Origin of the sequence: Microvirga calopogonii, assembly GCF_003347665.1 — a bacterium.
GTDB classification, from domain to species: domain Bacteria; phylum Pseudomonadota; class Alphaproteobacteria; order Rhizobiales; family Beijerinckiaceae; genus Microvirga; species Microvirga calopogonii.
Window position 1 is genome coordinate 44502 of record NZ_QDGA01000029.1, and the last position, 12824, is coordinate 57325.

The following is a 12824-nucleotide window of genomic DNA, read 5'->3' on the forward strand; positions in this document are numbered from 1 at the left end:
AAATGTCAGGCGAACCCTTGGGATGGCGGGCGGCTCAAGTCAAGCGCCGGGGTGATTTGCGGCCCCGACCTGTCATTCCGGGTTCGGCTCCATGAGCCGCCCCGGAATGACGGCGGTGTGTCTACAATCCCAGTCGCGCCCAGGCGGCCCGCTCCTCGAGGGCGCCAACGATCTCGCCAGGGTCGACCAGGCTGCTCTGCCCGAGGGAGCGGCGACCGAGCAGGCGGCCCAGCAGCGGCGGGCGGGCGGGCTCGATCATGCGGAACTGCACCTTCTCGCCGAAACGCTGGCGCAGGATGGTGCGGATGTCGCCGAGCCCGTCGATGAGGCCGAGATCGAGCGCCTCCGACCCGACCCAGAAGGCGCCGGAGAAGAGATCGTCGTAGGAATCGTTGAGCTTTTCGCCCCGGCGATCGCGGACGAGATCCTCGAAGACCTGATGGATCTGGCGCTGGAGCCCCTTCAGGCGCACCACGTCGTCCGGGTTCTCGGGCCGGAACGGGTCGAGCATCGCCTTGCTCTTGCCGGCGGTATGAACCCGCCGCTCGATGCCGATGCGCTCGATCAGCTCGTGGAAGCCGAAGCTGGCGGACACGATCCCGATGGAGCCGACGATGGAGGCTGGATCGGCATAGATCTCGTCCGCCGCGCAGGCGATCATGTAGCCGCCTGAGGCCGCCGCATCCTCCACGAAGGCGATGACGGGCAGCTTCTTCTCCTCGGCGAAGGCGCGGATGCGCTTGAAAATCAGGTGCGACTGCGCCGCCGACCCCCCCGGCGAGTTGATGACCAGCGCCACTGCCTTCGCGCCGGGCACCGAGAAGGCGCGCTCCAGGAGCGGAGCCACACTTGCCATGGCGAGCCCTGCCCGCAGGGGCATCACGGCGCCGATCGGCCCTGACAGGCGCACGACGGGCACGATGGGATTGGGATAGGTGCGAAATTTGCTCGGGAGAAGAAATTGCAGACGCGTCGGGAGCATGGAGGAGAACGATGTTTGAGCCATGGCAGTTATGTAGGGTGCACAGCGCGGCTTCCCAAGATGAACATACCGTTAGGGAAATTGTCGGGCTGCGTTCACTTAAGACCGTTTAAATCTTCATCATGGACAACAGCCCGGTCGTGACACCGTTTCAGTCCGGTGTCCGGGCGAGGTGAGGAGAGAATTAGATGCGTAAGCTGATGTTCGGCCTTCTTGGTTTTGCGGCCCTGGGCTTCGGGGCCCTGTCGGTCCAGCCGGCGGAGGCGCAGCCCTATTACCCGGATTATGGCTATCGGGGGCCTGCCGTGACCGTCCAGTACGGAGGCCCCTACTATGGTCGCCCCCATTATGGGCGCCCCTATTACGGACGCCCCTACGGTTACGGACGCCCCTACGGGGCCTACGGCCCGGTTCGCGCCGCGCGTCGCTGCTGGGTCGAGCCGCGCCGGGTCTGGAACGGCTACCGCTGGGTGCGCCGTCCGATCGAGGTCTGCCGCACGGTGGGCCGCCCCGGCTATCGCTACTAAACTCACGAAAGGGCGCCGAAAGGCGCCCTTTTTCATAGGAGTGTGACCTCTCCCCGATGCAGCGCCTCGGCCTGTGGGGTGAACCGCCCGTCGGGTCCGTTCAGGATCAGCGGCGGCAGGATGCTCAGCGGAGCCCTGCTGCCCTTGATTCCGGATAGAAGAAAACGAATCGCAGGACGGTCGGCACTCGGATGAACGAAGCGGAGCTCCATGCCGCCAAGCCACTTTTCCACAATCCGAAGACATTCAGAAACCCGCTCGGCCCGGTGGATCAGGACGAGCCGTCCTTTCGGCTTGAGCAGCCCCGTACAGGCCTTCAGCCAGGCCTCCAGGCCACCGACCGGCAGGGCATGGGCGGCTGCCCGACGCCGGTCGGGCGAGATCCGGGCCTGCCCCTCCTCCAGGAACGGCGGATTGGTGAGAACGAGGTCGGCGCATTCGGGACTGAGCCCCGCAGCCTCGCGCGAAACCTTGTCCAGCACATCCGCGACGGCAACCACGCCGTCGACGGCGTTGTCGCGGCAGTTGCGGCGGCACAGCTCGGCGAGGTGAAAGTCCCGCTCCACGAAGACGAAGCGCGCATCCCTCTCCCGGGCCGCGACCATGAGCCCGACAGCCCCGGTGGCCGCGCCCACATCCACCACGACATCGCCCGGGCTTACCGGCGCTGCCGCTGCGAGCAGCACCGCGTCGGTGCCGGCCCGGTGGCCCTTTTGCGGCTGGGCGAGATGGACGCGCCCCCCGAGCAATAAATCTTCCGTGATCTCAACCATGCCGCAACTCGGTTTCGAGACCGGCCTCGCGGATCAGGCGACGGGCCTGCATCAGGTGATCCTCGGGCACCAGGATCCGGCGCGGAAAGGCGCCCGTCATACCCTCCAGGGCACTCATATGTGCATCGGCGACGAGCACGGGGATATTGGCGTTTTCCAACAGGGATTGTAGGAAGCCGACCAGAACGAGATCGTTGGTGCGGACGATTTCGACCATCGGCGTGAGATCCTTTCCCCTGCGGTAAGCGTTTGCATTGCAGCATGGAAAGTGCCATGCCAGTTCATATTCCTACCGGCCATCCCGGCCGGCAACCCGGGTAGTGACAGTGGGCGTCGTCGTTCCGTTCGAAGACAAGCATCCCGAGAAGAATGCGAGCATCGAGAAGCTCGTGTCCCTTGTGGCCTCCGACATGGAACGGGTCAATGCGATGATCCTGTCGCGCACGGGTTCCGAGGTCACGATGATCCCGGAGGTGGCGAACCACCTGATCTCCTCGGGCGGCAAGCGCCTGCGGCCCATGCTGACGCTGGCGACTGCCGGCCTGTCCGGCTACCAGGGCGACGGACACGTGAAGCTCGCGGCCGCCGTGGAGTTCATGCACACGGCCACCCTCCTCCACGACGACGTGGTGGACGAGAGCGACATGCGCCGGGGCAAGATCGCCGCCCGAATCAAATGGGGCAACGAGGCGAGCGTGCTCGTCGGCGACTTCCTGCTCGGCCAGGCCTTCCGCATGATGGTGGAAGTGGGCTCCCTGCGTGCCCTCGACATCCTCTCCGCCGCCGCGACCGTAATCGCCGAGGGCGAGGTGATGCAGCTCGCCGCCGCCAAGAACACGGAAACCACCGAGGACGAATACCTCGCCGTGATCCGCGGCAAGACGGCGGAACTCTTCGCAGCCGCCTGCGAGGTCGGACCTGTCATCGCCGGCCGCCCCAAAGCCGAACAGGCCGCCTGCCGTTCCTACGGCATGAATCTCGGCATCGCCTTCCAGCTGGTGGACGACGCCCTCGATTACGGCGGCAAGGCCGCGACGCTCGGCAAGAACGTGGGCGATGATTTCCGCGAGGGGAAGATCACCCTGCCGGTCGTCCTGTCCTTCCGCCGCGGCACGGACGAGGAGCGCGCCTTCTGGAAGCGCGTGCTCGAACAGGGCGAGATCGAGGATGCGGATCTCGAACAGGCCGTCGCCATCATGCGCCGGCACCGGGCCCTGGAGGACACGGTCGAGCGGGCCCGCCATTACGGCGCCATGGCCCGCGACGCACTCGCCCTCTTCCCGTCAGGCCCCATGAAGCAGGCCCTCCTCGACACGGTCGATTTCTGCATCGCCCGGGCGTATTGAGCAGGCCTCCCGGTTCTTCAGATGAAGAAGAAGTCTTTGTAGGTAAGGGCTACGCCCTCCCCCTTCTGGAGCTTTACGGTCGCGATCTCCAACGCTGCCTTGGCACCCGATCCATCGCTGTCCCAATACAGCGTGTAGGTCGTGGCATTAACCTTCTTGGCGATGAAGAAGTCGTCTTTGTCCTTGGCTCCGTCGAGAACAAACCAACCTTTCTTGATCGCGATCGGCGTGTCGAGGGAGACGGTCTTACCCTTCAGATATTTGGCGATGATTTTGTTGGTGAAGGCTGCATCATCGAGACCGAACGCATCGTATTTCGGTCCGAAGTCGTAAATCGTATCCTTGTTCTTGTTCGCAATCGACTTGCTGGTGAGCTTGGTATCGAACACGAACATGTCCTGGCTACCGGAGCCTTTTCCGCCGTAGAGCTTGTCGTTGCCTGCACCGCCGCTGATCTTGTCGTTGCCCGCCTCGCCCTTGAGCGTATCCTTGCCTGCCTCGCCAATCAGGCGGTCGTCGCCGCCACCGCTGGAGAGCCCGTTGGCACCGCTATTGCCGGTGATCGTATTAGCAAGCTCGTTGCCGGTGCCCAATAGTGCGCCGGTGCCGCTCAGGGCAAGGTTCTCGACATTGGCACTGAGCGCAAGGCTGACAGTGGAGATCACCAGGTCCGTGCCTCCGGAGACAGCTTCAATCACTTTATCGCCGGCTGCGTCGACGGAATAGGTGTCGTCACCATCCCCGCCGGTCATCGCATCTGCGCCATCTCCACCGGACATGACGTCGTTGCCTGCACCGCCCCAGAGAATGTCATTGCCGCCGGCACCATTGAGCGTGTCGTTGTGATAGCCGCCATCAAGTTTGTCGGTATTGGCGGTACCGTTCCACACAAGACCCGTCTCGTGAGCTGGGCTCGAATAATGGTAGGTGACGATGTCGTTCGCGGGCTTGTGCTGCGTGGTGTAATCCGTCCACCAGACATTTGCCCCACCTTGATCCACCGGAAGCATCGGATTTTCGAAGGAGTAGTAGCTCCAGAGGAAAGATCCTGCGAGCCACTGACCGCCGTAATTTTCCATGACCTTGTAAAGCGCCTTATAGGCGTCGACCTGTTCCTGAAAGTCCGGCGGGTCTTGTTCTCTTCCTCCGAACACGCCTGGATCGGCGGTCGAGCCGTCAAGGCTTCGGTAACCGACCTCGGTGAAAATCACCTTCCTGCCATACTGCTCGGACAGCGCTTTGTACCATTCAACGATCGACTTGCCGTCGTGCAGCTCCGAAACATAAGGGTTAAAGTGCGGCTTCGTGAGGGCCTCCACCATCTGGTTGACATTGGTCGTGTACGGTGACGGATCATTCTCTGCGTGTTTGGGAGTCATCGCCCAGTAAGCATCGACGCCAATGTAGTCGACCTTGTCCCAGAACCCGACATCCTTGACGGTCCAATAGGTCGCCGCATAGGTGACTTTGCCGGAATAGACAGCGCGCACGGCGGCGATGATCTCCTCCCATTTTTGGGTATAGGACACGCCATCGCTGCAGACACCCAGCGGATTGATCATGCTGTCCATTTCGGTGCCGACACAGATCATGTCCGCGCCGCCTGCCTGTGCCGCCTTAGCGTACTCGACCATTATGGACTTGTAGCTGGCGAACCATTCTGTCGCTTTGAGAAATTGGCCACTTCCAGGCGTAGTTTCTCCTCCAGGCGTGATTTTTGCACGCCAAACCCGATTGTCCGTTTCCAGATGCGGTTTGAGTACGACCTTGAGGCCATGCGCCTTGGCCGAGAGAATTGATTTCCTAACCCCATCGAAGGTGTCGCTTTCGTTGGCCCAAGGTTTGGTCGGATCGGTATCGACGATGTTCAATCCCGTCGAGCTGCTGTTCTGATCGTGCTGGAAGAAATTAGGAATGATCGTGACGGTATTGGCGCCGGTAGCGACGATTTGAGACATGGCTGCTTGGCCATTAGGCGCAAGGATTTGTCCACCCCAATAGGACGGCTGGGTGATGCTTTCCCACTCGAAGATCTGCTCGGAACCGCTCACGACTTGCTCCCATTCTCAATAACTGACGTCTAGCGACGATACGTATCAGCCGAATCTTTTATAACTATATAATATATCAACAAAGCTTCGCCATTAGGCCGATTGGATAAGCGTCCCCATGTCGCGGCTGCAGCGACGGGACAGTTACTGTGGCAAGCTCTCCGGAGTTCAGCCTCCCCTGCATGACAGCCCTGTTCTTTTTACAGAACATTACGGTTGACATAAAAACCGGCCGTCTTACAAAAGGTCCTGTCCCGAGGCGGTCCCCCACCACCTCGGAACCGCGGTGATTTGAGACGAGCAGCTTGCCCCGCGTGATCAAAGGCTAAAGCGCCACGAGCGGCTTCCGCCTCGTGGTTCACGAGGATCGAACGGTTATGACGCGCCCGGCTTTCATGACGACATTCGTGTCCATGCCTCAGCTTCTCCTGGCTGAGCGTTGTTGTCGCCTCACGGCCTGATCCTCTCCTTCCTTCCGAACCACATGTCCGGCTTCGAGTTGAAGCCCGATACACTTTGCCTGAAAGGTCATCCCATGTCCGTTTTCAACCGCCGCACCCTCCTGTCCGCGACCTTCGCGCTCGGCGCCGTCGTGGCCGCTGCGCTGCCGGCAATCGCCCAGCAGAAGAGCATCAAGGTCGGCGTCATGTCCGGCGCCGAGGAAGAGGTGGCGCAGGTCGTCAAGAAGGTGGCGGCCGGCAAGGGTCTCAATGTCGAGCTCGTGCCCTTCTCCGATTACGCTCTCGTCAACGAGGCCCTGGAGCGCAAGGACCTCGACGCCAACGCCTTCCAGCACAAGCCCTATCTCGACGCGCAGATCGCCGCCCGCGGCTACAAGATCGTCCCCGTGGGCTTCACCTTCGTCCAGCCCATCGGCCTGTATTCCACCAAGGTGAAGGCCGTCGCCGACCTACGGAGCGGCGCCAAGGTCGGCATTCCGAACGACCCGAGCAACGGCGGCCGCGCGCTCAACCTCCTCGCCGCCCAAGGCGTGATCAAGATCAAGCAGGGCCAGGGCCTGTCGCCGAGCCTTCTCGACATCGCCGAGAACCCGAAGAGCATCCAGTTCTCCGAGCTCGACGCCGCGCAACTGCCCCGCGCCCTGCCCGATCTGGACGCGGCCGTGATCAACACCGACCATGCGCTCAATGCCGGCCTCGACATCCGCAAGGACACGATCGCGGTCGAGAAGCGCGAGGGCAACCCTTACGCCAACTTCGTGGCCGCCCGTCAGGGCGACGAGAACCGCCCGGAGATCAAGACCTTCGTGGAATCCTACCAGTCGCCGGAAGTCGCCAAGTTCCTGGAAGAGCGCTTCAAGGGCGCCGTCATCCCGGCGTGGTAAGAAAGGGCTTCGACGTTTTCTCTCTCGTCATGGCCGGGCTTGTCCCGGCCATCTCGCTATTGTGAAGCGCAGCGCTCTGCAGAACCGCCGTCACCGGCCTTGTGCCGGTGATGACGGATAGTGGAACTATCGAAGACTCGTCGCCGTCACCCACCAATCCCGCCGCGCGCGCTTGACGGCCTTGGCAGCCTCAGTGGCCGCCTCGCAATCGTCGTAGAGGCCGAACACCGTCGCACCCGAGCCGGACATGCGCGCCAAACGGCAGCCGATGGTCTGCCGGAGCAGGCCGAGCGCTTCGCCGATCAGCGGCTGGACGCGGAGCGCAGGCGGTTCGAGATCGTTGCGGGCGACTTTCAGCGTATCGAGGAGTGTGCTTCGCTCGACGATCGGATGGGGTGCTCCTGCAAGGCTCTGACCAGGCTGCAATCCAAGCGCCCTGAACACCGCCGGCGTCTCCACCGGCACGCGCGGATTGACCAGCACGGCGAAGAGGCGTGGCAGGTTCAGCGAGGCTCCGAGTTCCTCACCCACGCCGCGCATCATGCGTGCCTTCGGCTCCAGGCAGACGGGTACGTCGGCTCCCGCCAACCGCGCAGCTTCCAGAACGGCAGGATGCGACAGCGGCAAACCATTGAGCCTGGCGAGGAGCCGCAAAGCTGCTGCGGCATCCGAGGAGCCGCCGCCGATCCCGGCGGCCACCGGCAGGCGCTTCTTGAGATGGAAGGTGCCGAGTTGCAGGCCCTCCACACGATCTGCCAGAAGACGCGCGGCCCTCAGGACGAGATTGTCGGCATCGCTTCCGGCAAGAGAGGCCGTCGGGCCGCTGACTTCGAGCCCCAGCCCCGCCCCCGGCTCGAGCTGCAGATCGTCGCCTGTGCCGGCGAAGGCCACGAGGCTCTCCAGGTCGTGATAGCCGTCAGCGCGTCGCCCGAGCACATGGAGCGTCAGGTTGATCTTGGCGGGAGCGCGGGTGGCGAGCGGCTGGGGCATGGCGGTTCCATGCCCGAGAGCGGGGCTCTTGGGAAGGGCACATCCTCATGACCTCCCCGACCTCATCCTGAGGCGCAGCGAAGCTGCGTCTCGAAGGATCGTCCAGAGAGCACGGGAGGCGCCCTCGTGCCCGGACATCGTCCGGGACCTCGAGACAGACCTGATGGTCCTCCTCAGGATGAGGGCTCAGGGCTTCGCCACCGGTTCGAAAGAAATGTGGCCGGGACGAGCCCGGCCATGAAATCGAGATGAAGGGCGTGGAGATTACCCGCCGTTCTGCTTCGGAGCTTCCTCCGGCTGGGGCGGAGGCGCGTTCTCGGCGGCGGCCGGTTTCGGATCCTCCTCGAGACCGTTGTCGATCTTCTTGAGGATCTTCACCAGTTCCTCGTGCTCGGGATCCGAGTTCTTGGCGTGGTCCCATTGGAACTTCGCCTCGAGCTTGCGGCCGACCCTCCAATAGGCATCGCCCAGGTGGTCGTTGATGGTCGGATCGCCGGGCTTCAGCTCGACGGCCTTTTCCAGCTCGCGCACGGCATCGTCATAGCGGCCCATGCGGTAATAGGCCCAGCCGAGCGAGTCGATGATCATGCCGTCGCGGGGCGCGAGCTCCACGGCCTTCGTGAGCATCTTGAAGGCCTCGTCGATGTTCATGTTCTGGTCGACCCAGGAATAGGCGAGATAGTTCATCACCTGCGCCTTGCCGGCCGGCAGCCCGTCGGGAACGAGCTCCAGGGCTCTCTTCAGATCGACTTCCGCCTTGTCCCACTGCTTCGCGCGCTCGTAGGACGTGCCGCGGTAGAAGTAGAGGATCCAGTGACCGCGCTCCGGCTGGCCGATCAGCTTGATGGCCTTGTCGTAGGTTTCGGCGGCTTCCGCGAACTTCTTGCGCGAGCGCTGCACATTACCCAGCGCCATGACGACCTCCACGTCGTCCGGACGCTCCTTCATGAGCTTCTCGAGGTGAGCGATGGCGTCGTCGCCGCGGCCCATCAGCTCGAAATTATGACCGATGGAGATGTCGGCGCTCGGCCGAACCGGCGCTTCCTTGGGAATTCGCTCGAAGATCGCATTGGCCTTGTCGTATTGCTTCAGGCGCTCATAGACGTCGCCGAGGGTGACGAGGGCAAGCGGATGATCCGGCTTCAGGTCGAGGCCGAGCCGCAGGTAGATGATGGCGGTGAGCTCGTCCCCTTGCGTGTTGCCGACGACGCCGAGACCGTAGAGCAGCTCCGCCGCGCCGTCCTGCGCATTGGTGACGAGCGGCTGAAGAGGCTTGTCCTCTTCGAGCGCCTTCATGGCCGCACGCACGATCGGATGGCGGGGCGCCACCTCGTCGAAGGCCTTGTAGATCTTCAGCGCCTCGTCCTTGCGGCCGCGCTTGGCCAGGAACCGGCCATAGGCGTCGACCACCTGCAGGGTGTTGCGCTCGCTTTCATACGCCGCCTTGAAGCGCTTCTCGGCCTCAGAGGGGTTGCCCACCACGTCCGCGATGAGAGCCGCGTGGTATTCCCTGAACTGGTCGAAGGCACGCTCGTTCTTGAGCTTGTCGACGGTGGCGAGCGCCTGCTTGCCATCCTTGGAGCCGGCATAGGTCCAGGCGGTGAGCAGCGTTGCCGTCAGATCCGCCTGACGCCCGCGCGTGCCCTTCGACAGGCGGGTGCGTGCGTCGGCGTATTTCTGGCTCTTCATGGAGCGGACTGCGAGGGCGAACTGCGCCAGGTTGTTGGTCGCATCCTGCGCCGAAAGCCGCTCGGCCGCGCGGACGGCCTCGCTCATGGAGCCGTTGGCCAGGAACGCCACGAAGGCCCGCTCCAGAAGCTCCTGGTTACGGGGATCCTCCTGGATCGCCTCGCGGAAGAAGATGGTCGCCGCCTCGGTATCCCGCGCAGAGCCCGCCACATAGGCCGACAGGAAGTTGCCCTCCAGGCTCTGGGCCGGCCTCACGGTCTCGTCATCGGCCGTGTTGGCGGCGACGGCCGGGGCCGCGAGCAGACCGGCGGCCAAAAACATCAATGCAGGCAGCCCCTTAGAGGCCAAAGGCAGTTTCAAAATGGGCACGAAGCGCGGCTCCAATCATCGCAGCATCTCTGGATAGCGGGAGATGTGCGCCAAATCAGGCCGGAGAATGGCGTTTCCCTCCTGTGGCCGCAAGGGGAAGATTGCCGCTGGGCCCGTAAAAGCGTCGTGAGGGGGATTGCCTCACCCATCACCGGCCTGTGCCGACATCCACGCCTTGACGGCGCGGCGGCTCCTATGACGCGGGTCGAGTCGATATGTGTGTCAAAGAGCCAGCACCTGTGGGCCCGCAGCTTGCGCTGCGAGCCTGCAGGATCGAGGGAGGGTGCCAGGACCATCCGGCTCGCTGTGTCTGTGAGAGTGGAAGAGCCGGACGGCGCCTCGCACGCGGTTCTTTTCAGGTGGACCAGCTGGGATGAGACCCAAGGTCGACCTCCCGCGACCACAGGCGTGCGAGGCCTGCGGCGGGACCGCCTCCCGCCCCGGTGCTGCGACGCCTCGCGAGCGCGCCCCTCGCCGGGCGGGAGTGGGGAATGATATAGCCGAGCTTGGCCCTGCCGTCAAGAACAAAGTGAGAACATAACGTTGCCCTGACGCCATCCTCCGCCGTCATGGCCACCGCCTCCTCATGTCACCCGCCACGTCATCACCTCCCCAGACTTGATCCGGGGACCCGTGCCGGTGATCCCGATTGTTTGCAGCGCCGTGCTTCACCGCATCGGGATGACCGGCACAAGGCCGGCCATGACGGGGAGGGGCGGCACTGAAGCGCTTATCCCCTCTCCCCACCGGGAGAGGGCGAACAGCGGCACGTCTCGGTCTCGGGCGGCCGGGACGGATCCCCGGATCACGACCGGGGACGGCCATGACGTGAGGCAATCGTGACGGAACGCTCCTCTCCGCCCCTCCTGCCCTCATCCTGAGGAGCAGCGCAGCGGCGTCTCGAAGGAGGATCCAGTGCTCTCTGGAAGCGCCCCCATCCTTCGAGACGGCCTGACGGCCTCCTCAGGATGAGGGCTGTGGGGGTGGCCCGCAGATGGGAAATGGCCGGCAGAGGGCCGGCCATGACGTGGTGTGTGTCACTCCCCGCCGAAGCGTCAGCAGAGGGGGAATGATAGAGGAGCCAACCTCACATATTGACGTAGTTCGGCCCGCCGCCGCCTTCGGGGGTGACCCAGGTGATGTTCTGGTTCGGATCCTTGATGTCGCAGGTCTTGCAGTGGACGCAGTTCTGCGCGTTGATCTGGTAGCGCGGTCCGCCCTCGCCCTCGACCCACTCGTACACGCCCGCCGGGCAGTAGCGCTGCGAGGGGCCGCCATAGACCCCAAGCTCCGATGCCTTCTGCAGCCCCATGTCCTTCACCTTGAGGTGGGCCGGCTGGTCCTCCTCGTGGTTGGTGTTCGACAGGAACACCGAGGACAGCTTGTCAAAGGTCAGCACCCCGTCCGGCCGGTCGTACTTGATCGGCTTGACCTGATCGAGGGGCAGCAAGGTCTCGTAGTCGGGCTTGCCGTGCTTCATCGTGCCGAACGGCGACCAGCCGAAGATCTCGGTCAGCCACATGTCGAGCCCGCCGAGCGCCACGCCGGCCGCCGTGCCGTAGCGCGACCAGAGCGGCTTCACGTTGCGCACCCGCTTGAGGTCGTAGCCGATGGGCGAGGCGCGCCAGGATTCCTCGTAAGCCGCCACCTCGTCACGGGCGCGCCCGGCCTGCAGGGCGGCAAAGACGTGGTCGGCGCAGAGCATGCCCGACAGGATCGCGTTGTGGCTGCCCTTGATGCGCGGCACGTTCACGAAACCTGCCGAGTCGCCGACCAGGCAGCCGCCCGGGAAGGACAGGCGCGGCACCGACTGCCAGCCGCCCTCCATGATGGCCCGCGCCCCGTAGCCGATGCGCTTTCCGCCCTCGAACACGTCACGCACCATCGGGTGCGTCTTGAAGCGCTGGAACTCGTCGAACGGCGACAGGGTCGGGTTCTTGTAGTTCAGGTGCACCACGAAGCCGACGGACACCAGGTTGTCGTCGAAATGGTACAGCCAGGAGCCGCCGCCCGCGTTGTTCGGCAGCGGCCAGCCCATGGAATGGCGCACGAGGCCGGACCGGAAGTGCTCGGGCTTGACCTGCCACAGCTCCTTGATGCCGATGCCGTATTTCTGGTGATCCCGGCCCTGGTTCAGGCCGAAGCGCTCGATCATCTGCTTGGTCAGCGAGCCCCGCGCGCCTTCGCCGAAGATCGTGTACTTGGCGCGCAGCTCCATGCCGCGGGTGAAGTTGGCATTGGGCTCGCCGTCACGGCCTATACCTAAGTCGCCGGTGGCGACGCCCACCACCTTGCCGTCCTCGACCAGCACCTCGGCGGCCGGGAAGCCGGGATAGATCTCCACCCCCAGCTCCTCGGCCTTGCGGCCGAGATAGCGGGCGACGTTGCCGAGCGAGCCGACGAAGTTGCCATGGTTGTTCATGAGCTTGGGCATGAACACGTTGGGCAGCGTCACCCCGCCGGCGTGGCCGAGATACATGAACTCGTCGGCGGTGACTTGCGTCTTGAGCGGCCGGTCGGGATCATTGCGCCAGTCCGGCAGGAGCGCGTCGAGGCCGATAGGGTCGATCACCGCGCCGGAGAGGATATGGGCGCCGACCTCGGAGCCTTTTTCCACCACCACGACCGAGATGTCCGCGCCCTGCTCCAGCGCCTGCTGCTTGAGCCGGATCGCCGTCGCCAGGCCGGCAGGCCCTGCCCCCACGACGACGACGTCGAACTCCATCGATTCACGGGCAGGCAGATCGGACAT

At 64.0% G+C, this 12824-nt stretch carries 10 protein-coding genes; 3 read left to right on the plus strand and 7 right to left on the minus strand.

The genetic code is table 11. The features are described 5' to 3' along the window. Window positions 1–121: 121 nt before the first annotated feature. A complete protein-coding gene (locus tag DDF70_RS19855) occupies window positions 122–1006 on the minus strand; it encodes a S49 family peptidase (protein ID WP_245435568.1) in 885 nt (294 codons plus the stop codon). Between the two features lie 164 nt (window positions 1007–1170). On the opposite strand from DDF70_RS19855, the gene DDF70_RS37535 reads away from it, so the two are divergent. Further along, window positions 1171–1509, plus strand: a complete 339-nt coding sequence (locus DDF70_RS37535) for a hypothetical protein (RefSeq protein WP_205772454.1) — start codon at window positions 1171–1173, stop codon at window positions 1507–1509. Window positions 1510–1541: 32 nt separating this feature from the next. On the opposite strand, the gene DDF70_RS19865 is transcribed toward DDF70_RS37535, so the two are convergent. Together DDF70_RS19865 and DDF70_RS19870 are read right to left on the minus strand one after the other, a co-directional pair. Then, window positions 1542–2282, minus strand: a complete 741-nt coding sequence (locus DDF70_RS19865) for a tRNA1(Val) (adenine(37)-N6)-methyltransferase (protein ID WP_114946576.1) — start codon at window positions 2280–2282, stop codon at window positions 1542–1544. Continuing rightward, entirely contained in the window at window positions 2275–2499 is a 225-nt protein-coding gene (locus DDF70_RS19870; protein WP_114946577.1) for a putative signal transducing protein, read from the minus strand. The genes DDF70_RS19865 and DDF70_RS19870 overlap by 8 nt, the downstream gene beginning before the upstream one ends. A gap of 109 nt (window positions 2500–2608) precedes the next feature. On the opposite strand from DDF70_RS19870, the gene DDF70_RS19875 reads away from it, so the two are divergent. Continuing rightward, entirely contained in the window at window positions 2609–3628 is a 1020-nt protein-coding gene (locus DDF70_RS19875) for a polyprenyl synthetase family protein (RefSeq protein ID WP_114946585.1), read from the plus strand. A gap of 17 nt (window positions 3629–3645) precedes the next feature. Here the strand turns inward: DDF70_RS19875 and DDF70_RS19880 are convergent, their stop codons facing one another. Continuing rightward, window positions 3646–5679, minus strand: coding sequence for a glycoside hydrolase family 113 (locus DDF70_RS19880; protein ID WP_114946578.1), 2034 nt, complete (start codon window positions 5677–5679; stop codon window positions 3646–3648). Between the two features lie 535 nt (window positions 5680–6214). Between DDF70_RS19880 and DDF70_RS19885 the strand changes: the two genes are divergently transcribed. Further along, window positions 6215–7024, plus strand: coding sequence for a MetQ/NlpA family ABC transporter substrate-binding protein (locus tag DDF70_RS19885; protein WP_114946586.1), 810 nt, complete (start codon window positions 6215–6217; stop codon window positions 7022–7024). 126 nt (window positions 7025–7150) lie between these two features. On the opposite strand, the gene DDF70_RS19890 is transcribed toward DDF70_RS19885, so the two are convergent. From DDF70_RS19890 to DDF70_RS19905, 3 genes are all read right to left on the minus strand, one after another. After that, a complete protein-coding gene (locus tag DDF70_RS19890) occupies window positions 7151–8014 on the minus strand; it encodes a 4-(cytidine 5'-diphospho)-2-C-methyl-D-erythritol kinase (protein ID WP_114946579.1) in 864 nt (287 codons plus the stop codon). Window positions 8015–8278: 264 nt separating this feature from the next. Then, window positions 8279–10024 (minus strand): tetratricopeptide repeat protein, encoded by a 1746-nt coding sequence (locus DDF70_RS19900; RefSeq protein WP_245435569.1) that lies wholly within the window; start codon window positions 10022–10024, stop codon window positions 8279–8281. Between the two features lie 1135 nt (window positions 10025–11159). Continuing rightward, on the minus strand, window positions 11160–12824 hold the full coding sequence (locus DDF70_RS19905) for an electron transfer flavoprotein-ubiquinone oxidoreductase (RefSeq protein ID WP_114946581.1): 1665 nt from the start codon (window positions 12822–12824) through the stop codon (window positions 11160–11162).